The organism is Nonomuraea sp. NPDC049709 (assembly GCF_040674815.1).
In the GTDB taxonomy this organism is placed as follows: Bacteria; Actinomycetota; Actinomycetes; order Streptosporangiales; family Streptosporangiaceae; genus Nonomuraea.
Genome location: NZ_JBFANM010000022.1, coordinates 56,314 through 81,541 on the forward strand (window position 1 = coordinate 56,314; position 25,228 = coordinate 81,541).

Below are 25,228 nucleotides of genomic sequence, written 5' to 3' on the forward strand. Positions count from 1 at the left end.
GCGTGGGGTCAGGGGTGGGCGCGGGCGGTGGAGGCGCGGACTACCAGTTCGGGTTCGAAGAGGAGCTCGTCGGCGGGCACCACGGCCTTGTCGATCTGGGCGACCAGGAGGTCGACGGCGGCGCGGCCCATGGCGTCGATCGGCTGGCGGACCGTGGTCAACGGCGGCTCCGTGCAGTTCATCAGGGCCGAGTCGTCGAAGCCGATGACCGAGATGTCCGCGGGGACGGCGAGGCCGGCGCGGCGGGCGGCGCGGACCGTGCCCAGCGCCAGCAGGTCGCTGGCGCAGATCACGCCGGTCACCCCGCGCTTGACCAGCCGGGCGGCGGCCGCGTGCCCGCCCTCCAGCGAGAACATCGTGTGCTCCACCAGCTCGGCGTCCCCGCCCCCGGCCTGGAACGTCTCCAGCTTGCGCCGCGACGGCATGTGGTCCTTGGGCCCGAGCACCATGCCGATCCGTTCGTGGCCGAGGGCGCGCAGGTGGGCGATGGCCATCTCGGCGGCCACCACGTCGTCGCACGACACCTGGGGGAAGTCGAGGTGCTCGACGGCGGCGTTGACCAGGACCGTGGGGAGCTTGCGCTCGTGCAGCAACTCGTAGTGGCCGTGCGAGGCGTCGGCCTGGGCGTACAGGCCGCCGGCGAAGACCACGCCGCTGACCTGCTGCTGGAGCAGGAGATCCACGTAGTCGGCCTCGGAGACGCCGCCGACCGTGCGGGTGCACAGCACCGAGGTGAAGCCCTGCTGCGCCAGGGCGCCGCCGACCACTTCCGCGAAGGCGGGGAAGATCGGGTTCTGCAGCTCTGGGAGCACCAGGCCGACCAGCCGGGCGCGGTCGCCGCGCAGCTGGGTGGGGCGTTCGTAGCCCAGCACGTCGAGCGCGGTCAGCACGGCCTCGCGAGTCGCGTCGGACACCCCGGGCTTGCCGTTGAGCACGCGACTCACGGTCGCCTCGCTCACCCCGACCTTCTTGGCCACCTCTGCGAGTCGTCGAGTCATGCGCAAACTATACGACCTTCCGCGCAAGCGCTTGCAACGGCTTACGTAGATCGGACGTCGTGGCTTGCGCCGCGCCCACGGCGGGGTTCGTGCCTGCCCCCGCTCGCTGACCAGCACTTCGAGACGGCACCGTACAACTTTTGTCAGTCAAATGTTTGCGAAATCTCGTCGAAATATTGCGGCCTTCTGCTCGACATCTTATGGTTCGGCCATCCGCCTTACCCGAAGGGCCACCCCCATGAGAGCACTGCTTGCCGCCCTTACGTTACTGATCGCAATCCTGGTCGCCCCGCCCGCTCCGGCCGCGGCCGACACCAACCTCGCCGCCGGCAAGACCGCCACCGCCAGCAGCACCAACGACGTCTACGCCGCCGCCAACGTGACCGACGGCAACCAGGCCACCTACTGGGAATCGGCCAACAACGCCTTCCCGCAGTGGATCCAGGTCGACCTGGGCACCACCGCCAGCGTGACCAAGCTGGTGCTCAAACTGCCCACCGGCTGGCCCAGCCGCACCCAGACACTGACCGTGCAGGGCAGCACCACCGGCACCGGCTTCAGCACCATCGCCCCCGCAGCCACCCACACCTTCAACCCCACCGCCACCATCACCTTCGCCGCCACCACCACCCGCTACCTACGCCTGCAGATCACCGCCAACAACGGCTGGCCGGCCGGACAACTGTCGGAACTCGAAGCCTGGGGCAGCACCCCCGACACCCCCGACCCCGGCACCAACCTAGCCCTCGGCAAACCGATCACCGGCTCCGCCCACACCCACACCTACGTGGCCGCCAACGCCAACGACAACAACCTGCAAACCTACTGGGAAGGCGCCACCTACCCCAACACGCTCACCGTGCACCTCGGCGCCAACGCCGACCTCAGCTCGATCACCCTCAAACTCAACCCGGACCCAGCCTGGGCCCGGCGCACCCAGACCATCCAGGTGCTCGGCCGCGAACAGAACGCCACCTCCTTCACCAACCTGGTCTCCCCGGCCGCCCACACCTTCGACCCGGCCACCGGCAACACGGTGACCATCCCGGTGACCGCCAAGGTCGCCGACGTCCGGCTGCAGATCACCGCCAACACCGGCGCCCCCGGCGGCCAGATCGCCGAGTTCCAGATCTTCGGCACCCCGGCCGCCAACCCTGACCTCACCGTCACGAACCTGACCTCCGCCCCGGCCAGTCCGGTGGAGACCGACGCGGTCACGCTGTCGGCCACGGTCAGGAACGCCGGGACGGCGGGCTCGGCCGCGACCTCGGTCAACTTCTACGCCGGCACCACCAAGGTCGGCACCGCCGCCGTGGGCGCCCTGGCCGCCGGCGCCTCCACCACCGTCTCGGCGAACATCGGCGCCAGGGACGCGGGGACGTACCAGCTCCAGGCCAAGGTGGACGAGGACGGCAAGGTCGTCGAGCAGAACGAGGCCAACAACACCGCCACCGGCACGCTGACCGTGCGGCCGGTCGACACGGCCGACCTGATCGCCTCCCCCGTCGCCTGGACGCCGGGCAACCCGGCCGCGGGCAGCACGGTGACGTTCTCGGTCGCGATCAAGAACCAGGGCACCGTGGCGTCCGGCGGCGGCGCGCACGGCATCACGCTCACCGTCCTCAACGACGCCGGCGCCGTCGTCAGGACGCTCACCGGCTCCACCAGCGGCGCCATCGCCCCCGGCGCCACGACCGGCCCGGTGAGCCTGGGCACGTGGACGGCGGCCAACGGCAGGTACACGGTTCGGACCGTGCTCGCCGACGACGCCAACGAGCTGCCGGTCAAGCGCGCCAACAACACCAGCACGCTGCCGCTGTTCGTCGGGCGCGGCGCGAACATGCCGTACGACACGTACGAGGCCGAGGACGCCGCGGTCGGCGGCGGCGCCACCCGTGTCGGCCCCAGCAGGGAGATCGGCACGGTCGCCGGCGAGGCGTCCGGGCGCCGCGCGGTGACGCTGAACCAGACCGGCGCCTACGTCGAGTTCACCACCAGGGCGCCGACGAACACCCTGGTCACCCGCTTCTCGATGCCGGACGCGCCGGGCGGCGGCGGGATCGACTCCACCCTGAACGTCTACGTCGACGGCACCTTCCTCAAGACCATCAACCTGACCTCCCGCTACGCCTGGCTGTACGGCCCCGAGGCGAGCCCGAACAACAACCCCGGCTCGGGCCCGCCCAGGCACATCTACGACGAGGCGAACCTGCTGCTCGGCAGGACCGTCCCGGAGGGCAGCAGGATCAGGCTGCAGAAGGACGCGGCCAACGCCCACAACTACGCCATCGACTTCGTCGACTTCGAGCAGGTCGCGCAGCTGGGGAACCCGGACCCGGCGAAGTACGCCGTACCGGCCGGATTCTCGCACCAGGACGTGCAGAACGCGCTGGACAAGGCCCGCATGGACGCCAACCTGACCGGCGTCTACCTGCCGCCGGGCGACTACCAGACCTCCAGCAAGTTCCAGGTGTACGGCAAGGCGATCAGGGTCGTCGGCGCCGGCCCCTGGTTCACCCGGTTCCACGCGCCCGCCGGCCAGCAGAACACCGACATCGGCTTCCGGGCGGACGCGACGGCCAACGGCTCGACGTTCGCGAACTTCGCCTACTTCGGCAACTACGTCGAGCGCATCGACGGGCCGGGCAAGGTGTTCGACTTCACGAACGTGGCGAACATGACGATCGACAACATCTGGGTCGAGCATCAGATATGCATGCTGTGGGGCACGAACACGGACAACCTGACGATCAAGAACTCGCGGATCAGGAACGTGTTCGCCGACGGCCTGAACATGACCAACGGCAGCACCGGCAACCACGTCACCAACATCGAGACCAGGTCCACGGGTGACGACAGCTTCGCGCTGTTCTCGGCCATCGACAACAACTCGGGCGAGCAGTTCGGCAACGTCTACGAGAACCTGACCTCGCTGCTGACGTGGCGGGCGGCGGGCCTGGCGGTGTACGGCGGCTACGACAACACCTTCCGGAACATCTACGTGGCCGACACGCTGGTGTACTCGGGCGTCACGATCAGCTCGCTGGACTTCGGGATCCCGATGCACGGCTTCGGCGCCAGCCCGCCCACCACCTTCGACAACATCTCGCTGGTCAGGGCCGGCGGTCACTTCTGGGGGCAGCAGACGTTCCCGGCGATGTGGCTGTTCTCCTCCTCCAAGGTGTTCCAGGGCATCCGCGTCAGCAACCTGGACATCGTGGACCCGACGTACAGCGGGATCATGTTCCAGACCGGCTACTCCAGCCCGACGACCCCGCTGAACCCGGTCAAGGACACGATCCTCACGAACGTGTCGATCAGCGGGGCGCAGAAGAGCGGTGACGCCTTCGACGCCAAGTCCGGGTTCGGCATCTGGGTGAACGAGATGCCCGAGCCCGGTCAGGGCCCGGCGGTCGGGTCGGCCACGATCAACAACGTCAGGTTCAGCAACAACCATCAGAACATCAAGAACACGACCTCGACCTTCACCCTGACGGTGAACTAGAGCTCGTCCCTGGTGGGCAACCCCTGCCAGTCGCTCACGCTGGTCACCGCGGCGGCGCTCAACAGCGCCCCGCGGTGCAGGCGTTCCTGGGGGATGAGGCCGTCGAGCGCGGCGCTGATGTAACCGGCCGCGAACGCCTCCCCCGACCCCGCCGGGTCCACGACGGGGACCTGCCAGCCCTGCACGTCGTACCGCATCCGGTCGGCCCGCACGCTGGCGCCCTTCGCGCCGCGGTCCACCACGACCTCCCGCTCCGGCGTGAGAGCCGGTTTGACCAGGTCGAGCTCGTCCTGGCGGAGGAAGAGCAGGTGCGAGTCGCAGGCCAGCTCGCTGAGCACCTCCTCGGCCTCGCGCACGGACGGCCACAGCTCGGGGACGTACTCGACGGAGAAGGAGATCATCACCTCGGCGTTCTTGGCCGCGCTCACGGCCGCGAGCACGGCGTCCAGCGCGTCCCTGCCCAGGCCCGCCGTGACACCGCTCACGTGCAGCATCTTCGCGGCGGCGATCCGGTCGATCGGTACGTTGCCCGGCGCGAGCAGCGAGCCCGCCGAGCCGGTGCGGTAGTGCGTCACCCTGGGCTCGCGGGCGACGCGGGACTCCCGCAGGACCATCCCCGTACGCACGCCGCCGGCCACGCGCACGTCCTCGACGTCCACGCCCTCGCCCCTGAGCACGGTCAACGCCCGGGCACCCAGCTCGTCGTCGCCCACCTTGCCCAGGTACGCACACCGGTGCCCGAGCCGGGCCAGGCCGATGGCGAGCGTGAACTCCGGCCCGCAGACGTCCAGCCTGGCCTCGGTCTCATGGCGAACACGGCCGCTGGAGACCACCCCCAGCGGCTCGCCCAGCGTGTACACGTCCGTCATGAGGCAGACTGTAGTAGGTCAAGTCACCGCAAAAGTGATTTTTTCGCATACGCCCTGGTTAAAGCCGTGATCAAATATTTTCTGTAACTTTAGCGAACCTTTTCCCCATCCGGTGGCTCAAAGTAGTAGAGGGAGCCGGCACCCCGGGCCGGCTCTGAGTCAATACGGGGAGAGGAATCAGCACCCTCATGAAAAAGATCGCAGTAGGTATCCTTTCCGCCCTTGTGGGCGGTGCCATGCTGGTGTCTGGCGCGGGAGCCGCCACGGCCGCCACCAAGACGGACACCCAGCTCAAGATCCGTGACATCAGCCCGAACCCCGTGGTGGTCAAGGCCGACGCCGAGACGACCGCGTACTTCGATGTCGGGGCCAGCTCCGACGTCGCGAAGGTCGAGCTCAGCGTCGCGCCCGCGGACGCGAACTTCCGCACGATGCGCGGCAAGGACGTCAAGGACCTCGAGGGCTGGCGCTGGGCCATCGGGTTCAACGAGAACGACCCCGCCGGCAAGTGGCGGGCCACCGCCGTCGCCTTCGACAAGGGCGGCAAGGAGATCGCCAAGGACGAGGCGTTCTTCTCGGTCGAGATCGTCAAGGGCAAGGCCGACACGCGGATCTCCCGCTTCAGCGCCGACCCCTACAAGGTCCGCAAGGGCAAGTCGATCTACTTCTCCGGCCGTCTCCTGGTCGATGACCACGGTTGGGAGGGTGTCCGCGGCGAGCGCGTGAGCATCTACTACCGTGCGAACGGCTCGAGCGCCTGGAAGTGGGTCGCCTCCGACTGGACCGACCGCGGCGGCAAGTTCTACGCCAAGACCCGCGCCTACAAGAGCGGCACCTTCAGGGCCGTGTACGCCGGTGACGACGAGCTCGAGGGCGCCAAGAGCCGCACGGACTACGTGCGGGTCTACGGCTCCTGGTGGCGTCGTTGATCCATTCGCCTGAGGCCCGGTCTCCCTTTGGGGGCCGGGCTTCCGGTTTTCCGGAATCTTTTACCTTCCGGAGGTTTATCGATCACGCGATCGCCGCATGGACAGTCCCATTGCGCTGATCGACCCCCGAACGATCGACCCCCGAAGGAGCCCCCGGTATGCCGCACCCCGTGATCGCCCTCGTCCTGAGCATGACGAGCACACTGGGGGCGGCGCCCGCGCCGGAACTGTCCGTACGTTACGAACGCCCCGACTCATCGCGCGCCGAGCAGGCCAGGCAGGTGCTGAAGGACAGCGGCGCGCTGCGAACCGGCATCCGGCTGCCCGAGCCGGTCAAGGTCGTCGCCCGCGACTGCGACTCCCCCACGGCCACCTGGGACCACGAGCGACGCGAGATCACGCTCTGCTACTCGCTGGTCGACAAGGTACGCGGCACGATCAAGGGCATCTCCCAGACCGAGGAGACCAGCCCGGGCGCGGCGCAGGCCCGCCTGGACGGCGCGCTGTCCGTGCTCTTCCACCACCAGCTCGGCCACGCCCTGACCACGCTCAACGGCATGCAGGACAGCGACGCGCAGGCCGACCAGTTCGCGGCGCTGACGCTCGCGGCCGACCGGCCCAGGCGCGCGGCGGCCGCCGCCGAGGCCCGCCACCTGCTCGCCGGCCACGCCGGCATCGACCACCTGTCCGGCCTGGAGGAGTCCGCCACGTTCGCCTGCCTGCTCTACGGCTCCGACCCGGCCGGGCACGCCCGCATCGCCAAGGGCGGCTGGGTTCCGGCCGAGCGCGCACCTTCCTGCGCCGCCGAGTACAGCAGGGTCAAGTCCACCATCGGGGACAAGGTCGTGAAAGTCGGCACGTGAGGGGTAGCGTCCGAAGTATGGCCGAGGACCTGCTCAAAGACTTCAACCCGTTCGACATCTTCGACACCGAGGCCGCCCGGCTCGACCGGTACTTCTCGGGTCTCGACGAGGCCGGTTGGCGGCGGCCGTCCCGGTGCGAGGGCTGGTCGGTGCGCGACGTGCTGGCGCACCTGGCGGGCGAGGAGCTGTACAACCACGCCTGCCTCGACGGGACCGTCCATGACCTGATGGCCCAGGTCGCCGACGTGGGCGTGACCGGGTTCAACGACTTCAACGAGTGGTGCGTACGCGAGCGCGGCGACCTGCCCGTCGAGGACGTCCTGGCGGAGTGGCGGACCAAGAACGGCGAGACGCGCGAGCGCATGCGGGCACTCGGCCGCGACGCCCTGCTGGACACGATGGCCGGCCCCTACCCGGTGGGCCTGCAGACCTTCCACTACGACTCCGAGTACGCCACCCACGCCGACGACGTCGGCGCGCCCGTCTCCGACCACGAGATCGACGACAGGACGTTGTGGCGGGTGGCGGTGGGCCGGTTCGTGCTGGCCGAGCAGGACGCCAAGGTGCAGGTGGAGCAGACGGCCGACGAGATGTGGACGGCCGTGGACGGGGTCACCGCCGCGCTGTCGTACCCGGAGTTCGTCGAGGCCACGGTGGGCCGCCTGCCCGCCTCCCACGAGGTCGACCCGCGCGTGGTCTCGGCCCTGAGGTGCCTCGCCTGAGAGGGGAACCGTCATGTGGCTGCGTAACCGCGAGGGCACCGAGCCGCTGACCGCGCGCAGCCCGTTGCGCGCCCGCCGCGTCCTGTCCCTCGTCGCCCTGGTGCTCGGTGTCATCGCGGCGGTCCTCTTCGCCGTGCAGGCCATGAGCACGGGCGAGGAGGTGTGGCGCTGGGAGGCCGCCATCGCCGCCGCCGTGGCCGTCATCGCCGCCATCGACCTGCTGATGCTGCGGCACCGGCGCTCACGTGGTGAGGACCGCCACCAGCAGTAGCAGGATCACCACCGCGCCCAGCCAGAAGATCGCCCACACGTGGGCCAGGGCCCACATGCGCAGCCGGTCGCCGTGGCCCTGGGGGAAGGCGTTTCCGCCCGACTCGATCCGGTTGATCGCCGCGACCCGCCTGGCCAGCTCGGGGTCCTCCCGCTCGAGGGCGCGCTCGATCTCGGCGAGAATGCGGCGCTCCCTTCCGGAGAGACCCATCGCACCACCATCGCTCCCACGCCGGTGCCCACCTTTTACCCACCGGTAGCCGGGGCATGCCCGGCCGTTGACGAAGGCGACCGTCACGTGATGACACCGTGTGCCGGGATCGGAACTCAGGATAATGAAGGGATGTCCACACCGCGACAGCGCTACCGCGAGCAGGTCCGCAGCGAGATCAAGCAGGCCGCGCTCGCTCAGATCGGCGCCGGCGGGGCCGCGGCCCTCAGCCTGAACGCGGTGGCCAGGCACCTGGGGATGACCGGACCGGCCATCTACAAGTATTTCGAGAGCCGCGACAGCCTGCTCACCGAGCTGATCCTCGACGGGTTCGGGGAGGTGGCGGCGGCCGTACGCGCGGAGGTCCCGGCGGAGGGCTCAGGGGACGAGCCGCGCGAGCGCCTGCACGCGCTGGCGCGGGCGTTCTTCTCCTGGGTCGTGGCCCACCCGCACCTGTTCCACCTGCTGGCCGGGACACCGTCGCCCGGATACCGGGCGCCGCCGGAGAGCGTCCGGCAGGCCCGGGAGGTGCTGGGGCCGTTCCTGCCGGTGTTCGGGCGGGGGCGGTGCGGACCGGCCGCCGCGCCGCTGCGGGAGGAGTTGCTCCGCTGGGTGGAGGAGACGCCCGACGTGGCCGAATGGGTGCGCGCGTACGCGCCGGACGGCGATCCCGCCACGGCGCTGACCGGGACCGTCATGGTGTGGACCCGCCTCCAGGGGATCCTGAGCCTGGAGGTCCAGGGGCAGTTCACCGGGATGGGGCACCGCGCCGCCACGCTGCTGAGGGCCGAGATGGACTCGCTGGCCGACACCATGGGCCTCTAGCGCGGGTCTCTAGTGCGGAAACGCCTTGGGCGGGCGTGGCGTGATCTCGTCACGGAACCCCTCGATGACGGAGACGACCTGCCGCATCAGCACGGTGTCCGACAGGCGGTCGAGATAGAGCGAGCGCCGGGCCAGCGCGTCGAGGTCCACGGCGAAATAGAGGGCCATGAGCGGGTTGACGAACAGCTCGCTGCCGCGCGTCCTGTCGGTGAAGCGCACGTCCCCGAACTCGCCGCGCACGGCCGCGGCGATCGAGCCGTTGACGATGCTCGGGTACGCGGGCAGCTCCGCCTGCGCGTGCGCGACCGCGTCGAGATAGAGCGCGCCCGCCTTCGTGGCCCTGGAGACCGAGAACGCGCCCAGGTAGGCGCCGTCGCGCTCCAGGGCGGCCAGGTTCTCCAGCACCTGTACGTGGTTGACGCCGTGATAGGCGTCCACCCCGAAGCCCAGGCAGGCCACGATCTTCTCGGGGACGTCGAGGGCGTGCACGGCGGCCAGGCTCGTCATGTCGTCGGCCGGGGTGCCGAGCCCGGCCTCGTCGCCGCGCATCAGGATGTCGGTGCCGCCGTCCACCAGGACGATCGCGTCGAGGCCGAGGTGCTCGGCGAGCTTGGCGTACGCGGCGCGCAGCGGTCGCACGCCGACCTTGGGGAAGGCGTACACGGTGGACGGCTGGCCATGCGCCGCCAGCCAGCGCGACAGGCAGCCCTCGGGGAAGTACCAGTCGCGGAAGGGCGTGTCGGGGTGGATCTCGGCGACGTCCTCGTGCAGCCAGACGTCGAGGTCGAGGGCGTCGAGGTGGCTGAACGACAGGTTCGCCAGGTGCACCTCCTTGCCCGCTTCCCGGAGGGTCAGGGCAAGGGGTAACCCGGCGTACACGTCCGATCCCCCGCCCGCGCCGGCGACGAGAATGCGGCTCGAACGATCAAGCCGGGCGGACAGGGGCGAATCGAACATGGGTCAGATCTTGCCACCGTATCGCTGCTTGAAGCGCTCAACACGGCCGGCGGTGTCGAGGACGCGGCCACGGCCCGTGTAGAAGGGGTGGCTGGCGGACGACACGTCCACGTCGACGACCGGGTAGGTCCTGCCGTCCTCCCACTCGACGGTCCTGTTGCTGGTCAGGGTCGAGCGGGTGAGGAAGGCGAAGCCGACGCTCGGGTCGCGGAAGACGACCGGACGGTAGTCGGGGTGCAGGTTCTTTCTCATGGCCCTTGCAACCAGGAGACAACGGTTTTCATTCCCTGGATTCGGGATCCAGACCGAGCACCGTACGGCCGCCGTCCACCGGGATCGTGGCGCCGTTGACGAAGGCCGCGTCCGGGGAGAGAAGGTGCGCCACGACGGAGGCCACCTCGGACGGGGCGGCGACGCGGCCCAGGGGGTGCAGTCTGGCCAGCTCCGCCACCACCGCCGCCGCGTCCTCCGGGGCCTGCCCGGCCAGGAACTCCTCGTACCGTTCCGTTGCCACCGAGCCGGGGGCCACGGCGTTGACCCGGATGCCGTACCTGCCGTACTCCACGGCCAGCGCCCTCGTCAGCCCCTCCGTGGCGGCCTTCGCCGTCGAGTAGGGCAGGCTGCCGGGCACCGCCCTGGTGGCCTGGTGGGAGGTGACGTTCACGATGGCGCCGGGCGTGCCGGACGCCAGGAAGTGGCGTACGGCCGTGGCGCAGCCCACCACGGCGAGGTCCAGGTTGGCCGCGATCAGCGCCCTGACCTCGGCTATCGGCGACGAATGCACGGAGGCGTCCCGGAACACGGCGGCATTGTTCACCCAGCCCGCCAGCGTGCCCGCCTCCTGGGCCAGGTCGGCGGCCCACGCGGCGACCTCCTCGTCGGCCGCGTCGCCGATCAGGGGGATGACCCGGGAGCCGGCCCAGTCCAGGGCGCCGGGCTCGCGCTCGACGGCCACCACGGTGTCCTTCTCACCGAGGAGGAGCCGCTCCACCACGGCTCTTCCGATGCCACGCCCGCCGCCGGTCACTACATAGGAAAGAGTCATGTCACGACGCTATGTCCCCAGTGACCTATATCACCGTATTTCCGGGAGGTGAACGGGAAAGAAACAGGCGTGATCGCCGGCGCCGAACTGAAGTCCCCCGCGCGCATGATCGGCGCACTCGCGATCACCCAGACCGCCGGATACGGCATCCTCTACTACGCGTTCTCCGTGTTCATCCCGCCGATGTCGCGCGACCTGGACGCCGGGGTCGCCCAGCTCACCGGGGCGATCACGCTGGCCGTGCTGGTGTCGGGCCTGGTGGCGCCGCTCATCGGGCGCTGGCTGGACCGGCACGGCGGGCGCGGGCTGATGACCGTGGGCTCCGCGCTGGGCGCGCTGGCGGTGCTGGCCTGGTCGCAGGTGCGGTCGGTGGTGCAGCTCTACCTCGTGTGCGGGGTGCTGGGCGTGGCGTCGGCCATGGTGCTGTACGAGGCGGCGTTCGCGGTGATCGTGGCCTGGTTCGACGCACGCCGGCGGGCGCGGGCGCTGCTGGCGGTGACGGTGGTGGCGGGGTTCGCCTCCAGCATCTTCCTGCCGCTGACCGGGTTACTCGTGGAGCTGTACGGGTGGCGGCAGGCGCTGGTCGTCCTGGCCGTCGGCTACGCGCTGACCGCCGTGCCGCTGCACGGGCTGGCCGTGCGGAGCCGGCGGGCGCCGCCCCAAGCCGGCCGGCGGGAGATCGTCCGGGCGGCGGTGCGGGGGCGGCCGTTCTGGCTGCTGGCCGCGGCCTTCCTGACCCAGACCGGCGCGGTGGCGGTCATGGGGGTGCTGCTGGTGACGTACCTGATCACGCTCGGGCATTCGCCGGTGTTCGCGGCCGGCGTGGCGGGGCTGCTCGGCGTACTGTCCGTGACCGGGCGGCTGGTCACCACCGGGTTGCAGGCGCGGTGGCCGGTGGCGCTGATCACGGCGGTCATGTTCGGGCTGCAGGGCCTGGCGGCCGTGCTCCTGCCGCTGGTCGGGCGGGGCGGGGTGGGGGCGGTCGTGGCGGTGGTGCTGTTCGGGCTGGGCTTCGGGGTGGCCACGATCGCGCGGCCCGCGCTGCTGGCCGACCGGTACGGCACGGCCGCGTACGCGTCGCTGAGCGGGGCGCTCGCGCTGCCGATCACCGTGGCCAAGGCCGTGGCGCCGCTGCTGGCCGCCGGGATCGCGCAGGTCGCCGGGTATCCGGCGGTGATGGGGGCGGTGGCGGGAGCGTGCGTGCTCGGCGCGCTGTCACTGGTGGCCTACGAACGCGGCGCCCGCGGCACGTCGGAGGCCGCTGCTTAGCCGTACGGGGAGTCGCCGGGCCTTGGCCGTACGAACAGTCGCCCGGCCTTAGTACCGTAGGCGTACCGGCCTTTCGGGGCGGCCCTCGGGACGAGCACGGCGCTGCCCGCCGCTGCCCGCCCCGGCCCGATCCGCCATCGGCGGAACTGACGATCCGTTCACTCGCGAACACGTAAGGTAGCCGCATGGATACCCCCACCGACGTCCTGCACCGCGTGTTCGGCTACGACTCGTTCCGGGAGGGCCAGCAGGAGATCATCGATCACGTCGTGGCCGGTGGTGACGCGCTCGTCCTGATGCCCACCGGCGGCGGCAAGTCGCTGTGCTACCAGATCCCCGCCCTGGTGCGCCGCGGCGTGGGGGTGGTCATCTCGCCCCTGATCGCGCTGATGCAGGACCAGGTCGACGCGCTGCGGGCGCTCGGCGTGCGGGCGGGGTTCCTCAACTCGACGCAGGACTTCGACGAGCGGCAGCTCGTGGAGTCGGAGTTCCTGGCCGGCGAGCTCGACCTGCTCTACCTCGCCCCCGAGCGGCTGCGCGTCGACGCCACGCTGCGGCTGCTGGCCAAGGGCGAGATCTCGGTGTTCGCGATCGACGAGGCCCACTGCGTGGCGCAGTGGGGTCACGACTTCCGCCCCGACTACCTGGAGCTGTCCCGGCTGCGCGAGCTGTGGCCCGAGGTGCCGCGCATCGCGCTCACCGCCACCGCCACGCCCGCCACGCACACCGAGATCTCCTCCAGGCTCGGCCTCGAGCAGGCCCGCCACTTCGTGGCCAGCTTCGACCGGCCCAACATCCACTACCGCATCGCACCGAAGAGCGAGCCCAAGCGGCAACTCCTGGAGTTCCTGCGCACCGAGCACCCCGGCGACTCCGGCATCGTCTACTGCCTGTCGCGCTCCTCGGTCGAGAAGATCGCGGAGTTCCTGGTGGACAACGGGATCGCGGCGGTGCCCTACCACGCGGGGCTCGACGCCCGCACCCGCGCCCTGCACCAGTCCCGCTTCCTGCGGGAGGACGGGCTGATCGTGGTGGCCACGATCGCGTTCGGCATGGGCATCGACAAGCCTGACGTGCGCTTCGTGGCCCATCTCGACCTGCCCAAGTCGCTGGAGGGCTACTACCAGGAGACCGGGCGGGCGGGGCGCGACGGGCTGCCCGCCACCGCGTGGATGGCCTACGGGCTCAACGACGTGGTGCAGCACCGGCGCATGGCCATGGAGGGCGACGACGCGCACCGCCGGCGGCAGGTGCTGCACCTGGACGCGATGCTGGCGCTGTGCGAGGCCGTGGGCTGCCGCCGGATGATGCTGCTCGACTACTTCGGGCAGAAGGGCTCGCAGCCGTGCGGCAACTGCGACACCTGCCATACGGCTCCGGAGTCGTGGGACGGCACGGTCCCCGCCCAGAAGGTGCTCTCCACGGTGCTGCGGCTGGCGCGGGAGCGGCGGCAGAAGTTCGGGGTGGGGCAGGTGGTCGACATCCTGCTCGGCAAGAAGACCGCGAAGGTCCTTCAGCACGGGCACGAGACGTTGAAGGTGTTCGGGGTGGGCGACGACCTGGGCAACGCGGAGTGGCACGGGGTCGTGCGGCAACTGCTGGCCCAGGGGCTGCTGGCGGTGGAGTCCGACTACGGGGCACTGGTGCTGACGGACGAGAGCGCGGCGGTGCTGCGCGGAGAGCGGGAGGTGCTGCTGCGCCGCGACACGCTGCGCCCGGCCCGCGCCAAGGTCGCCGCCACCTCCGCTGCCAAGGCTGTGGTCGAGCTGCCCGCGGAGGCCGCCGAGGTCTTCGAGCGCCTGCGCGCGTGGCGCGCGGCCACCGCCAAGGAGCAGGGCGTGCCCGCCTACGTCATCTTCCACGACGCGACCCTGCGCGAGATCGCCACCCGGGCGCCGTCGACTCTGGCCGAGTTGGGCACGGTCAACGGGGTGGGGGAGAACAAGCTGGCGAAATACGGGGAGCAGGTGCTGGAGACCCTCCGCCAGGACAGCCCAATCCCCTGAACCGCGGGCAAGCGTCCCATGCGGCGCTTGCCGGGGCAGCGGGAGCCGGTTCGAGCGCCACTAGAGGCGTGGTGGTGGCGACGGCCGCACGAAGAACGGTCGTCGCCACCACGTTGGTCGGCCTCTCCGCGGTGGGCGGGCGCGCCGCCTCGCGGATCCGGCCGGACGGGTTCCGTCCCCCTGGAACGGTGTCGTCTGCGTGGTCGTCCCGGCTGTGGTCGGGTTCCCGTTACCGATCTTCTCACCGTATCGGCTGGGGCGTCGTGGGTTCGCTGGGGAGGCGTGCCGGGATCGGTGGTCTGACTTTGGTCGTACAGAGTGATCGTACGACGTGTGGGCGCTGGATGACGGGTGGGTGGACCCTCAGTTGTCGAGATACCAGTTCGGGTGGCGGCCGAGGTAGGCGAGGAGGTGGTCCTGGGCGGGAGCAAAGGGGGCGACTGGCACCGGTGGGGCGAACCTGGTGGGGCGGTCGTGTGGGGTGACGAACAGGTGGGCCAGGTCGAGCAGTTCCTCCGCCAGGAGCGGTGGGATCGGGCGGTGCTCGCCGCACGCCCTGGCCACGTCCCAGCCGTGTACGGCGATCTCGATGGCGCCCACCGCCGCGACCATGGGGCTGGTCAGGTGGCGGTCGTCTATGAAGACGAGGTTGTCGGTGATCATGGCGGTCCACCGGCCGAGCACCTCCGTGGCGCCGTCCCTGACCAGGAGGGCCGGGTTGCAGCCCCGTGCGGTGGAGGGCTGTCCCCAGGCGGGTGGATGCGGCGGCCGTCCCGCGGCACGCCCCGACCCCGCACCTGTACCCGCACCCGAGGCCGCAGCCGCAGCACCACCGAGGCGGCCGACGGAGCCCTGCCACGGTCGGACGGAGCCCTGCCGTGGTCCCGCAGTGCCCGGCTCTCCGCCCGCGGCGCCCTGCCGTCCTCCCGCAGTGCCGTGCTGTCCTGCGGTGCCCTGCCATGGGCCCGCGGCGTCTTGCCATGGGGCCATCGGCGGGCTGCCCGGCGGGTCGGGGGTGGTGCGCCGCGCACACGCGGGGGGACCGCCGGCCTCGCCAGGTGTGGCCTGCCACGGACCCGCTGATGGGTCGCCGGTCTGGGCACGAAGGGGGTGGGTGGGGGTGGGTGGGATGTGGCCGGTGGCGGCTTCGTGCAGGGTGCGCAGGGAGTCGTCCATGTGCCCCAGCAGCCGCTGGAGGTTCCAGCCGGTGCAGGGCGTCGCGCGGCAGAGGGCGGCCGGGGTCACGACGCGCAGGCTGCCGAGCGTGTAGTCGATGGCCCGCTCCAGCAGCGCCACGCCCGCCGCCAGCGCCCGTTCATGCTCGCTCATATCGCCTCCTCATGGATGGAGACCCACCGGCAGGTGGAAAATCATCGCCTCGTATAGGGCTTTTCTCCGAAGGGTTCGGATCCGTCCCCGTTCGTGCTGGGGGTGCGCCGTACGCTGAGGGCGGAGCGAAAGGATCTGCCATGGGCATGCTCAGCAGACTGTTCGACCGATTCCTCGGCCTGCCCGAAGCCACCACCCCCGACATCGACGTGGCCCGTGACCTGCGGGTTCCGATGCCCGACGGGGTCGTGCTGATCGCCGACCGCTACCGGCCGCGCGGGTCGGGGGCGATGCCGGTGGTGTTGATGCGCACCCCGTACGGCAAGCACAAGTTCGACGCCAAGGGCACCGCCCGCGTGCTGGCCAGGCGCGGCATGCAGGTCGTCGTCCAGAACGTCAGGGGTACGTTCGGCTCGGGCGGGGAGTTCGCGGCCTTCCACCAGGAGAAGGCGGACGGCCTGGCCACGGCCGCCTGGCTGCGGGAGCAGCCGTGGTGCGACGGCCGGCTGGCGATGGCCGGGGCGAGCTACCTGGGATACACGCAGTGGGCGGTCGGCCCCTACCTCGACCCGCCGCTGGAGGCCATGTGCCTGGGGGTGACGGCCAGCGAGTTCCGGAGCACGTTCTATCCCGGCGGGGTGTTCGCCCTGCACAACCTGCTGACCTGGGCCTCGCTCATCGGTACGCAGGAGACGGCGCCGCTGGGCGGCCTGCTGCCGAATCCGCGGTTCGACAGCCGGGTACGCCGGGCCATGGCCCACGTCCCGATCGGCACGTCCGACGTGGCCGCCATCCGTACGCGGGTGCCGTTCCTGCGGGAGGCGGCGGCGCACTCCGAGGCGGGTGACGCCTTCTGGGTGGAGACCGACAACAGCGCCGCCGCGGTCAAGATGACGACGCCCACCAGCATGGTCACCGGCTGGTGGGACCTGCTGCTGCCGGCCCAGCTCCGTGACTTCACCGCGCTGCGGGAGGCCGGGCGGCGCAGCCGGATCGTGATCGGCCCATGGGGGCACGACCTGGGCGCGATGCGGGCGCTGCTGCCGGACGAGGTGTCGTGGCTGTCGGCGCACCTGCTCGGCGACACCGCCCAGCTCCAGCGCGCACCGGTGCGGCTGTACCTGCAGCGGGCCGACCGCTGGCTGGACTTCGACGAGTGGCCGCCGCCGCAGTCCGTGCCCACGCCGCTGTACCTGCTGGCGCATCGCGGGCTCGGCTGGGACCCGCCGGACGAGGGCGGGACGGACACGTTCACGTACGATCCCGCCCGTCCCACGCGGTCGTGCGGCGGGGCGCTCCTCGACATGCGCGAGTCGAAGCAGCGCGACAACCGGGACGTCGAGGCCCGCGCCGACGTGCTCGTCCACACCGGGACGCCGCTCCCCCGCCCCCTCGACCTGATCGGGCCCGTCTCGGCCACCGTGCACGTGCGGACCGACACCGGGCACGGCGACGTGTTCGTACGGCTGTGCGACGTCGACACCGCCGGGATCTCGCGCAACGTCACGGACGGCATCCTGCGGTTGCCCGCCGGGAGCGAGGGCGTGGTCAGAGCCGAGGTCGAGCTGCACCCGACCGGATACCGGTTCCGGCGCGGGCACCGGCTGCGGGTGCAGGTGGCGGGCGGGGCGTTCCCCCGGTACGCGCGCAACCACGGGACGGGCGAGCCGGTGGGGCAGGCCGTGCGGACGCGGCCCACCCGGTTCGAGGTCTTCCACGACACGGAGCACCCCACGTCGCTGACTCTGCCCGTGTTCGGGGGGCGGCGGCCGCCGGTGTAGGCGCCTGACGTCTGGAACCTCCTGCCCGGGATGCGGGTAATGGGGGCAAGGAGGTTCTCGACGATGTTGCTTTCGAACGGCCTGAGGATTCTTGGGCCGGTGATGGTCATGGCGCTCGCCGCTGGGTGCGGGGCCGCGGTTCCGGCGGGTGGCTCCGTGCCGACGGGTGGGTCCGTGCCTACTGGTACATCCGTGCCGACGGGTGGGTCCGTTCCGGCGCCAGCGACGCCGACGGCGGCGCCCGTGGTCACCGCTGCGGGCTGTAACGGCACGCAGGTTCTCCTGGGGAGCGGGTTCCCGGAGGTGAAGGGGGAGGCTCGGGACGCGGAGCTGTGGGGGTTGCTGTTCCTGCGGGCGCCGCCGCCGCTCCCCCGGGGAGAGGAGGTCAAGATCGTGTGGCGGATGACCGGTGAAGGGCCGCTGCGCGTCCGGGCCACGCTCGCGGACGGGACCGCCGCCAAGCCGGCCTGGGGACCCGAGGAGCACGGCGGGTCGAGCTGGCGGCGGCCCGGGCAGGAGTGGGGCACCGGGTTCGTGTTCCCGAAGCGCGGCTGCTGGAAGGTCGAGCTCACCCGCACCCGGGGGTCAGGGCACGTCTGGTTGTCGGTGAAATGAGGTCATCCCCGGGGCAGGGTGCGGTCGATGAAGGCGGTCACGTCGTCCAGGACCTCGTCCTTGTTCGTCTCGTTGAAGACCTCGTGCCGGGCCCCCGGGTAGATCCGCTCCGTCAGGTCGGTGCCCCTGACGGCCTCCACGCCGATGCGGCTGCCGGGGAGCGGCACCAGCTGGTCGTCCTCCCCGTGCACCCACAGCGTCGGGAGCGCGCCGAAGGTGCCGCCCTTGGCGATCGTGTCCAGCATCGCCGCGAACGCCTCCAGCGTGGCCCGCTTGAACGGCCCGTGCCACACCATCGGGTCGGCGGCGTACGCGGCGCCCACCGACGGGTCGCGGGAGAGCGTCGCAGGGTCGATGGGAACGTCCGGCGGCTCCTCGTACGCCAGCAGCTGGGGCACGACCGCCCACTCGCCGATCACCGGCCCGGACAGGACGAGGGCGGTCAGGCCCGCGCCGTACCGCTGGGCGTAGCGGGCCGCGATCAGGCCGCCCATCGAGTGGCCGATCAGCACCACCGGGACGCCCGGGTGCCCGGCCCTGGCGCGTTCCTCGACCGAGTGCACGTCGGTGACCACGTCCTCGAAGTCCTCGACGAGCACCCGGTCGCCCTCCGACCTGCCGTGGCCCATGTGGTCGAGGCCGAGGACGGCGGCGCCGTGACGTACGAGCCGGTCGGCCACGTACTCGTAGCGGCCGATGTGCTCGCCGTAGCCGTGGACCAGCAGGGCGAGGTATCGGGGCTGGTCATGAGGCCATTCGCGGACCTTGTTGAGGCCCCTGGTGCCGGTGAAGGTGTGCTCACGTGATTGCGCCATGCTCACTCCTGCCTCGAAATTGCGGTGAGCGTACGCCGCCGACAGGGCATCGTCCAACCGGGCGCGGAAAGGGTGGCCGCGATGTCCGAAAACCGCTGACTTCCGAGGGGGCGGCGGTGTTGAAGAAGGTATGGACATCTACACCACGATCGACAGCCCGGTGGGCGAGATCCTGCTCGCCGGGGACGGCACGGCGCTGACCCGCGTCTCGTTCGACCGGTCCGCGGTGCGGGCGGGGTGGCGGCGCGAGCCGCTCGCGTTCGCCGCGGCGGAGCGGCAGCTCGGCGAGTATTTCGCGGGCGAGCGCACCTCCTTCGACCTGCCCCTCAGCCCGCGGGGGACCGCGTTCCAGGAGCGGGTGTGGGCGGAGGTGGCGACGATCCCGTACGGCACCACGACCACCTACGGCGCGCTGGCCGCCCGCGTCGGCGCGCCCGCGGACCGGATCCGGGCGGTCGGCGCGGCCGTCGGCGCGAACCCGCTGCTCGTCGTCCTGCCCTGCCACCGTGTGATCGCCGCGAACGGCGCGCTGACCGGGTACGCGGGCGGCCTCGAACGCAAGCACGCGCTGCTCACGCTCGAAGGCGCCCTGCAACCGCAGCTCTGGAGCGTGCTCTCATGAGGCTCATGGAGGCCGAGCGGGTCGAGGCGGCCGACTGGGGAAAGCTGGCGGGCGAGCTCGACGCGTACGGGTGCGCGCTGACGCCCCAGGTGCTCACCGCCGAGGAGTGCGCGGAGATCGCCGGCCTGTACGGCGAGACCGGGTTCTTCCGGGCCACCATCGACATGGAGCGCTACCGGTTCGGCGCCGGACAGTACCGGTACTTCGGCCACCCGCTCCCGCCGCTGGTCGAGCGGCTACGGGCGGCGTTCTATCCCCGGCTGCTGCCGATCGCCCGCGACTGGGCGGCCCGGCTGGGGCAGCCCGCGCCCTGGCCGGACGACTTCGGCGACTGGCTGGACATGTGCTACCGGGCCGGGCAGACCAGGCCGACGCCCATCCTGCTGCGCTACCGGGAGAACGACTGGAACGCCCTGCACCGCGACCTGTACGGGGACCTGGTGTTCCCGCTGCAGGTCGTGATCGGGCTGGACCGGCCCGGCGAGGACTACACCGGGGGCGAGTTCCTGCTGGTGGAGCAGCGGCCCCGGGCGCAGTCGCGGGGCACGGTGACGCTGTTGCCGCAGGGGCACGGGCTGATCTTCACCAGCCGGGACCGGCCCGTGCGCTCCTCGCGGGGGTGGTCGGCCTCGCCCGTGCGGCACGGGGTGAGCACCGTACGGTCGGGCCTGCGGCATACGCTGGGGCTGGTCTTCCACGACGCCAAGTGACTTCATGGGAAAGATCGTGATTCCACTGCCGATGAGGGAGGTCGCGCCAGGGGCCGTCCACGTCCCCGGGTGGTTGACGCTCGACGAGCAGCGGCACCTCGTCCAGGCGTGCCGCGAGTGGGCGACCGGGCCCGTGCCGATCCGGCACACGGTGCTGCCCAGGGGCGGGGTTATGTCGGTGCAGACCGTCTGCCTGGGGTGGCACTGGCAGCCGTACAGGTACACGCGGCTCGCCCACGACGTGAACGGGCGCCAGGTGGCGGAGTTCCCGGCGTGGCTGGGCGAGCTGGGCCGCCGCGCCCTGGCCGACGCCTACGGCCAGGAGCACCCCGCCGAGGCGTACGAGCCCGACACCGCGCTGATCAACTTCTACGACGGCCAGGCGAAGATGGGCATGCACCAGGACAAGGACGAGAAGTCCGACGCCCCGGTGGTGTCGCTGAGCATCGGTGACGCCTGCCTGTTCCGCTTCGGCAACACCGAGACGCGCGGGCGGCCGTACACCGACGTCCGGCTCGCCTCGGGCGACCTGTTCGTGTTCGGCGGGCCGTCCCGCTTCGCCTACCACGGCGTGCCGAAGGTCTACCCGGGCACCGGCGATCCCGCCACCGGGCTGGCCTCCGGCCGCCTCAACCTCACGATGCGCGTCACTGGCTTACGGTGACGTAGTCGAACTCGTCGTCGGAGAGCGTGCGCCGCAGCGTGCGCAGCACCTTGGCCGGGTCGTCGCCGGGCCCTTCCACGTAGAAGGGCCGGCCGTCGCGGCCGAAAGTGATCGCCGAGCCGCCCTCCCACTTGCCCAGCAGGTCGGCGCCGGGCCCGAAGTCGTCGTGCGGCTCGAACCCGAACGTGCGCGCGTAGTCGATCGAGCCGAACAGCAGGTGCCTGGCCAGCTCGATCGGGGCCTCCTGCCAGCCCGCGTATTCGCCGAAGAAGTATTCGCGGAAGCGCGCCAGGTCGCGGTCGTCGAGCACGTCGGGGCCGATGGCGTTCTTCACGCCCAGGCAGTAGACGTCGGCCAGGTAGCCGCAGACCGACAGCCGGTCCCAGGTGTGCCGCCGGGCGACGAGCACGCTGACCATGCCGCCCACCCCGCCGGCGGGGGCCTCGTCCACCCATCCGCGGGCGGGATCGACGCCGAGCCCCTCGCTCCAGCCGACGTTGATCCAGCAGCCGGCCACCTCGGCCTCTTCGGCGCCCGTGGTCTCGGCGGCCACGGCCCGCACCAGCGGCGCCACGACCGACGGCGAGACCTTGAGCGCGCGGGCGATCTCCTTGGGCGACTTGCCCTGGCGGCGCAGCTCGCGTACCTGGTCCATCAGTTCCATTGGGGCAGCCTAGCCTCACCCGCCACACGCATCGAGCCACCACCAGCCGTCCGCGAGCTCGAAGCTCGGGCAGATGCGCATGCCGAACCCGTCGTAGGCGCCGCGCGGCGCTCCGGTGAAGTGGGCGTACCCGACGGCGTCGTCCGGGATGCCGACCCGGTCGGGCACGAACAGCACCCGTCCCCCGTCCTCGGCCCTCCAGGTCACCACGCCGCAGGTCGCGGAGACGAAGCAGAGCTCGCCGGGCAGCCGCGCCCCGTGGTACGAACCGGAGGCCAGCCGGCCCGCGCGGGCCAGCTCCACCACGCGGCCGAACGCGGGCCGTTCCAGGTAGAACCGCGCCCGGGCGCGCAGGTCCGGCGAGACCGTCAAAACGGCGGGTGTCACCACGCCCGCGACCAGGAGCAGGCAGGTCGCGCTGATCACGCCGGACCGTCCCCGGACGGCCACGAAGGCCACCGCGGGGGCGGTCAGCACCACGAACGCGGACATCGCGGCCATCAGCACGAACGGCGCCAGGATCCACAGCTCGGTGTGCAGCCAGCCGGAGTGCAGGACCAGGCCGACGAGCGCCAGACCCAGCGCACCCATCCCCAGCAGCAGAAACCCGCAGATGATCCGCCATCTCACGGCAACCCAGCCTAGGAACCACATGTGCAGAGGCAGCCCGATAAATGTGGAGGTATTGCCGCAGTATCGCGGGCCGCCCGGCGGGCTACGTGAGGCGGCGGGCGAGCCAGGCCAGGGCCAGCGGGTAGCGGTATTCGATGCCCCCGTGACCGGCGTCGAAGAGCTCGAAGTGGACCCGCTCGCCCGGCACGCCCGCCGCCCGCACCGCCCGGTGGAACGCCACGGCGCCGAAGTCGAGGAAGTACTCGTCCCGGTTGCCGGCGTCCACCCAGATCGCGCGCATCGACCGCAGCGCCTCGGCGTGCTGCGGCTCGCCGGCCATCACCACCGGGTCCCGGGCCAGCCAGCGCCGCCACACCTCCGGCACCACGGCGCCCGTGTCGTCGAACGGCATGCGCACGGTCCCGTCCTCGTCGGCGGAGTAGGCGGCCGCGTAGGCGTACATCTCCAGCAGCTCCAGGTCGCCCTCCTTGGTGCCGGCCAGCCGGCCGCGGAAGTCGGCGAGGAACTTGTCGTACGAGCCGCCGTACATGTCGCGCAGCCTGCGGGCCAGCTCGGGGAACGACCGCCGCGCGCAGACCTCGAACAGCGCGTCCCCGGCGTGCGTGGCCAGCGCGCCGAACACGTCGGGCGCCAGCATCGCGGTCACCATGGCGCCGTAGCCGCCGCTCGACTTGCCGGTGACGGCCCGGTGGTCGCGGTCGGCGATCGTGCGGTAGCGCGCGTCCACGTACGGCACGATCTCGTCGCGCAGGTAGGAGTGGTAGCGGCCGGTGCCGGGCGAGTCGAGATACTGGCTGCCGCCGAGCGAGGTCCACGCGTCCACGTACACGACGATGGCGGGCGGCACGTCGCCGGCGGCGAACATCGCGTCGGCCAGCTCCGGGTACGGCTGCCGGAACGGCGCCCGGTTGAACCACATGGCGACGTGCCCGGTGTAGCCGAGCAGCACGTAGATGGACGGGTAGCGGCGGCCGGGCTCGTCGTCGTAGCCCGGCGGGACGTACACCACCAGCGGCCTCTCGTGCGGGTCGCCCAGCGGGTTGCCGCGCAGCAGGGCGCTGTCGACGACGTGGTGGTCGAGGCGGCCGGCCGGCTCGGCGGACCAGGGCAGCATGGGATCTCCTTCTGGGGACGGGTCAGCCGACCGACGAGGTCACCGTGTCGACGTCCGCCTGGCCGACGGACCGGCCGGAGACCAGCACGAGTGACAGGTTGTGCAGGTCGGAGATGCGTTCGAGCGGGTCGCCCGCGACCGCGATCAGGTCGGCGCGCTTGCCGGGATCGAGGCTGCCGGCCACCTCCCCCACCCCGCAGGCGTCGGCGGCCAGCACGGTGGCCAGCTCGATGATCTCCGCGTTGCCGTAGCCGGCCATCGCGAAGACCTCCAGACCCCCGACGTACCCATCGGTCCGGTTCTCGATGCCGCCCACCGCGAATCCGGAGTCGGTGCCCGCGATCTGCCGCACGCCCGCCTCCCGCATCGCGGAGATCCCAGCCAGCCAGGTGTCCAGCATCTCCTCCCCGTGCACTTCGCGGATCCGCCAGAACACGCCGTGCACCGTGGGGCAGACGTACGTGCCGCTGGCCGCGACCAGGTCGGCGAGCTTGGCGTCGTAGCGGTGGCCCGACGGGGTGAAGAACGTGCAGTGCTCGATGGTGGTGACACCGGCCTCGACGGAGCTGCGGATCGCCGCGTGGGCGTGGGCGTGGGCCGCGACGCCCTTGCCGCGCGTGGCGGCCTCCTCGACGACGACGCGGAGCTGCTCGGTGCCGTACTGCGGCACCCAGCTCGGCGGCGCGCCCGGCGTCATCTGGCCGCCGGAGGCCATCACCTTCAGGCAGTCGGCTCCCGCGCGCAGGTTCTCCCTGGCCACGCGGCGGATGGCGGGCTCGTCGTCGGCCTCGCCGCCCATGTACCAGCAGTGGCCGCCGGTGATGGTGATCGGCCTGGTGGCGGCCACCAGGTGCGGGCCGACGGTCAGGCCCTCCTCGATGGCGTCGCGTAACGCCAGGTCGAGGAAGCCGCGCGCGCCGAGGTCGCGGGCGGTGGTGACGCCGGCGGAGACGAGCTTGCGGGCGTTCTCGGCCATGCGCAGGAGCAGGTGGTGGTCGCTCTCGGGGCTGCGCCGGGTCACCGGGTCGACCTTGTCGTCGAACCCCAGGTGCACGTGCGCGTCGACCAGCCCGGGCAGCACCGTGTGCCCGGGCAGGTCGAGGACCTCGTCCGCCTCGCCGGCGCTGCCGCGCGGCCCCACGGAGACGACCCGCGGCCCGTCGACGAGCACCTCGCCGTCCGCGATCACTTCTCCGGGACGCCCGGTGAGCACCTTGGCCGCGCGAATGATCCTCATGCGCTCCACCCTGCCACGCGCCTAAAGGCCGCGAGAAGGGGATCGTAAGCCGGGCGCGGCACCTTTGAGGACATCGCAGAGCCCAACAGGAAGGACCGGGACGATGATCCAGACCGCCGAGTACGACCTCACCCGCCTCTTCGACGCCCCCCGCGAGCTGGTGTGGGCCGCCTGGACCGAGCCCGAGCGGTTCTCCCGCTGGTTCGGGCCCGCGTCGCTGGCCACGCCGGTGGGCCGGATCACCCTGGACGCGCGCCCGGGCGGGATCTGGCGGACGACGCTGGTGGGCGACGAGGGGTTCGAGGTGACGATGGACGGGACGTACCGGGAGGTGGTGGCGCCGGAGCGGCTGGTGTTCACGACGGGCGACCCCGACGCCCCCGGGGACGGGCCGGCGTCCGTCGTGACGATCCGCCTGACGGAGGTGGACGGCAGGACCGAGATGCGCTTCCACCAGTACGGCGTCAACACCGACCAGGAGCATGCCGAGCAGGCCAAGGCGGGCTGGCTCGAGTTCTTCGACCGCCTGGCCGAGCACGTGGCGCCCGCCCGCCTGGCGTGACGCGGCACGGATC

General features: G+C 71.4%; 26 protein-coding genes. 14 read left to right on the forward strand and 12 right to left on the reverse strand.

Annotated features, from left to right (window positions below):
* Positions 1-8 precede the first annotated feature (8 nt).
* A complete protein-coding gene (locus AB0J69_RS23115) occupies positions 9-998 on the reverse strand; it encodes a LacI family DNA-binding transcriptional regulator (RefSeq protein ID WP_364120577.1) in 990 nt (329 codons plus the stop codon).
* A 238-nt stretch (positions 999-1,236) separates the two neighbouring features.
* Here AB0J69_RS23115 and AB0J69_RS23120 point away from each other — a divergent pair, with 238 nt between their 5' ends.
* Positions 1,237-4,503 (forward strand): discoidin domain-containing protein, encoded by a 3,267-nt coding sequence (locus tag AB0J69_RS23120; protein ID WP_364120580.1) that lies wholly within the window; start codon positions 1,237-1,239, stop codon positions 4,501-4,503.
* Here the strand turns inward: AB0J69_RS23120 and AB0J69_RS23125 are convergent.
* A complete protein-coding gene (locus AB0J69_RS23125; protein WP_364120583.1) occupies positions 4,500-5,372 on the reverse strand; it encodes a sugar kinase in 873 nt (290 codons plus the stop codon). The two genes, AB0J69_RS23120 and AB0J69_RS23125, sit on opposite strands and share 4 nt — an antisense overlap.
* A gap of 236 nt (positions 5,373-5,608) precedes the next feature.
* Between AB0J69_RS23125 and AB0J69_RS23130 the strand changes: the two genes are divergently transcribed.
* The 4 genes from AB0J69_RS23130 (at position 5,609) to AB0J69_RS23145 (ending at position 8,157) form a co-directional block, all read left to right on the forward strand.
* On the forward strand, positions 5,609-6,301 hold the full coding sequence (locus AB0J69_RS23130) for a hypothetical protein (protein ID WP_364120585.1): 693 nt from the start codon (positions 5,609-5,611) through the stop codon (positions 6,299-6,301).
* A 158-nt stretch (positions 6,302-6,459) separates the two neighbouring features.
* On the forward strand, positions 6,460-7,164 hold the full coding sequence (locus AB0J69_RS23135) for a DUF4344 domain-containing metallopeptidase (RefSeq protein ID WP_364120588.1): 705 nt from the start codon (positions 6,460-6,462) through the stop codon (positions 7,162-7,164).
* 17 nt (positions 7,165-7,181) lie between these two features.
* On the forward strand, positions 7,182-7,886 hold the full coding sequence (locus AB0J69_RS23140) for a maleylpyruvate isomerase family mycothiol-dependent enzyme (protein ID WP_364120591.1): 705 nt from the start codon (positions 7,182-7,184) through the stop codon (positions 7,884-7,886).
* A gap of 13 nt (positions 7,887-7,899) precedes the next feature.
* Positions 7,900-8,157: a DUF6343 family protein gene (locus AB0J69_RS23145; RefSeq protein ID WP_364120594.1), complete on the forward strand. Its 258-nt coding sequence runs from the start codon at positions 7,900-7,902 to the stop codon at positions 8,155-8,157.
* On the opposite strand, the gene AB0J69_RS23150 is transcribed toward AB0J69_RS23145, so the two are convergent.
* Positions 8,128-8,367: a DUF3040 domain-containing protein gene (locus AB0J69_RS23150; RefSeq protein ID WP_364120597.1), complete on the reverse strand. Its 240-nt coding sequence runs from the start codon at positions 8,365-8,367 to the stop codon at positions 8,128-8,130. The genes AB0J69_RS23145 and AB0J69_RS23150 overlap by 30 nt on opposite strands.
* A gap of 132 nt (positions 8,368-8,499) precedes the next feature.
* Here AB0J69_RS23150 and AB0J69_RS23155 point away from each other — a divergent pair, with 132 nt between their 5' ends.
* Positions 8,500-9,192 (forward strand): TetR-like C-terminal domain-containing protein, encoded by a 693-nt coding sequence (locus tag AB0J69_RS23155; RefSeq protein WP_364120600.1) that lies wholly within the window; start codon positions 8,500-8,502, stop codon positions 9,190-9,192.
* A gap of 9 nt (positions 9,193-9,201) precedes the next feature.
* Here the strand turns inward: AB0J69_RS23155 and AB0J69_RS23160 are convergent, their stop codons facing one another.
* The 3 genes from AB0J69_RS23160 to AB0J69_RS23170 are packed head-to-tail and all read right to left on the reverse strand — an operon-like array spanning position 9,202 to position 11,194.
* On the reverse strand, positions 9,202-10,149 hold the full coding sequence (locus AB0J69_RS23160) for a DUF1152 domain-containing protein (protein ID WP_364120603.1): 948 nt from the start codon (positions 10,147-10,149) through the stop codon (positions 9,202-9,204).
* A gap of 3 nt (positions 10,150-10,152) precedes the next feature.
* A complete protein-coding gene (locus AB0J69_RS23165) occupies positions 10,153-10,401 on the reverse strand; it encodes a type B 50S ribosomal protein L31 (protein WP_364120606.1) in 249 nt (82 codons plus the stop codon).
* Positions 10,402-10,429: 28 nt separating this feature from the next.
* Positions 10,430-11,194 carry an SDR family oxidoreductase gene (locus AB0J69_RS23170; protein WP_364120609.1) on the reverse strand — a complete coding sequence of 255 codons (765 nt, stop codon included), beginning with the start codon at positions 11,192-11,194 and terminating at the stop codon, positions 10,430-10,432.
* Between the two features lie 69 nt (positions 11,195-11,263).
* Between AB0J69_RS23170 and AB0J69_RS23175 the strand changes: the two genes are divergently transcribed.
* Both AB0J69_RS23175 and recQ read left to right on the forward strand, forming a co-directional pair.
* Positions 11,264-12,463 (forward strand): MFS transporter, encoded by a 1,200-nt coding sequence (locus AB0J69_RS23175; RefSeq protein WP_364120612.1) that lies wholly within the window; start codon positions 11,264-11,266, stop codon positions 12,461-12,463.
* Between the two features lie 185 nt (positions 12,464-12,648).
* Positions 12,649-14,469: a DNA helicase RecQ gene (gene recQ / locus AB0J69_RS23180; protein ID WP_364120615.1), complete on the forward strand. Its 1,821-nt coding sequence runs from the start codon at positions 12,649-12,651 to the stop codon at positions 14,467-14,469.
* A 363-nt stretch (positions 14,470-14,832) separates the two neighbouring features.
* Here recQ and AB0J69_RS23185 read toward each other — a convergent pair whose 3' ends face one another.
* The gene (locus tag AB0J69_RS23185; RefSeq protein WP_364120618.1) at positions 14,833-15,798 is read right to left on the reverse strand and encodes a hypothetical protein; all 966 of its coding nucleotides are present in this window, start codon (positions 15,796-15,798) and stop codon (positions 14,833-14,835) included.
* Positions 15,799-15,944: 146 nt separating this feature from the next.
* Here AB0J69_RS23185 and AB0J69_RS23190 point away from each other — a divergent pair, with 146 nt between their 5' ends.
* Both AB0J69_RS23190 and AB0J69_RS23195 read left to right on the forward strand, forming a co-directional pair.
* The gene (locus tag AB0J69_RS23190; protein WP_364120621.1) at positions 15,945-17,579 is read left to right on the forward strand and encodes a CocE/NonD family hydrolase; all 1,635 of its coding nucleotides are present in this window, start codon (positions 15,945-15,947) and stop codon (positions 17,577-17,579) included.
* 303 nt (positions 17,580-17,882) lie between these two features.
* On the forward strand, positions 17,883-18,194 hold the full coding sequence (locus tag AB0J69_RS23195) for a hypothetical protein (RefSeq protein WP_364120624.1): 312 nt from the start codon (positions 17,883-17,885) through the stop codon (positions 18,192-18,194).
* A gap of 2 nt (positions 18,195-18,196) precedes the next feature.
* On the opposite strand, the gene AB0J69_RS23200 is transcribed toward AB0J69_RS23195, so the two are convergent.
* Positions 18,197-19,009 (reverse strand): lysophospholipase, encoded by an 813-nt coding sequence (locus tag AB0J69_RS23200; protein WP_364120627.1) that lies wholly within the window; start codon positions 19,007-19,009, stop codon positions 18,197-18,199.
* 130 nt (positions 19,010-19,139) lie between these two features.
* On the opposite strand from AB0J69_RS23200, the gene AB0J69_RS23205 reads away from it, so the two are divergent.
* Genes AB0J69_RS23205 through AB0J69_RS23215 form a run of 3 tightly spaced genes read left to right on the forward strand, consistent with a single transcriptional unit; the run spans position 19,140 to position 21,005 of the window.
* Positions 19,140-19,631 carry a methylated-DNA--[protein]-cysteine S-methyltransferase gene (locus AB0J69_RS23205; RefSeq protein WP_364120630.1) on the forward strand — a complete coding sequence of 164 codons (492 nt, stop codon included), beginning with the start codon at positions 19,140-19,142 and terminating at the stop codon, positions 19,629-19,631.
* Entirely contained in the window at positions 19,628-20,341 is a 714-nt protein-coding gene (locus tag AB0J69_RS23210; RefSeq protein ID WP_364120633.1) for a 2OG-Fe(II) oxygenase, read from the forward strand. The genes AB0J69_RS23205 and AB0J69_RS23210 overlap by 4 nt, the downstream gene beginning before the upstream one ends.
* A 4-nt stretch (positions 20,342-20,345) precedes the next feature.
* Complete coding sequence (locus AB0J69_RS23215; protein ID WP_364120636.1) at positions 20,346-21,005, forward strand: alpha-ketoglutarate-dependent dioxygenase AlkB; 660 nt, start codon at positions 20,346-20,348, stop codon at positions 21,003-21,005.
* On the opposite strand, the gene AB0J69_RS23220 is transcribed toward AB0J69_RS23215, so the two are convergent.
* The 4 genes from AB0J69_RS23220 to AB0J69_RS23235 form a co-directional block, all read right to left on the reverse strand.
* Positions 20,989-21,669 carry a helix-turn-helix domain-containing protein gene (locus AB0J69_RS23220; RefSeq protein ID WP_364120639.1) on the reverse strand — a complete coding sequence of 227 codons (681 nt, stop codon included), beginning with the start codon at positions 21,667-21,669 and terminating at the stop codon, positions 20,989-20,991. The genes AB0J69_RS23215 and AB0J69_RS23220 overlap by 17 nt on opposite strands.
* Positions 21,670-21,684: 15 nt before the next feature.
* Positions 21,685-22,299 carry a hypothetical protein gene (locus AB0J69_RS23225; protein WP_364120641.1) on the reverse strand — a complete coding sequence of 205 codons (615 nt, stop codon included), beginning with the start codon at positions 22,297-22,299 and terminating at the stop codon, positions 21,685-21,687.
* A gap of 85 nt (positions 22,300-22,384) precedes the next feature.
* Positions 22,385-23,416 carry an alpha/beta hydrolase-fold protein gene (locus AB0J69_RS23230; RefSeq protein WP_364120644.1) on the reverse strand — a complete coding sequence of 344 codons (1,032 nt, stop codon included), beginning with the start codon at positions 23,414-23,416 and terminating at the stop codon, positions 22,385-22,387.
* 22 nt (positions 23,417-23,438) lie between these two features.
* Positions 23,439-24,653, reverse strand: a complete 1,215-nt coding sequence (locus AB0J69_RS23235; RefSeq protein ID WP_364120647.1) for an amidohydrolase family protein — start codon at positions 24,651-24,653, stop codon at positions 23,439-23,441.
* Positions 24,654-24,756: 103 nt separating this feature from the next.
* Here AB0J69_RS23235 and AB0J69_RS23240 point away from each other — a divergent pair, with 103 nt between their 5' ends.
* Positions 24,757-25,215 (forward strand): SRPBCC domain-containing protein, encoded by a 459-nt coding sequence (locus tag AB0J69_RS23240; protein WP_364120650.1) that lies wholly within the window; start codon positions 24,757-24,759, stop codon positions 25,213-25,215.
* The last annotated feature ends 13 nt before the right edge of the window (positions 25,216-25,228 follow it).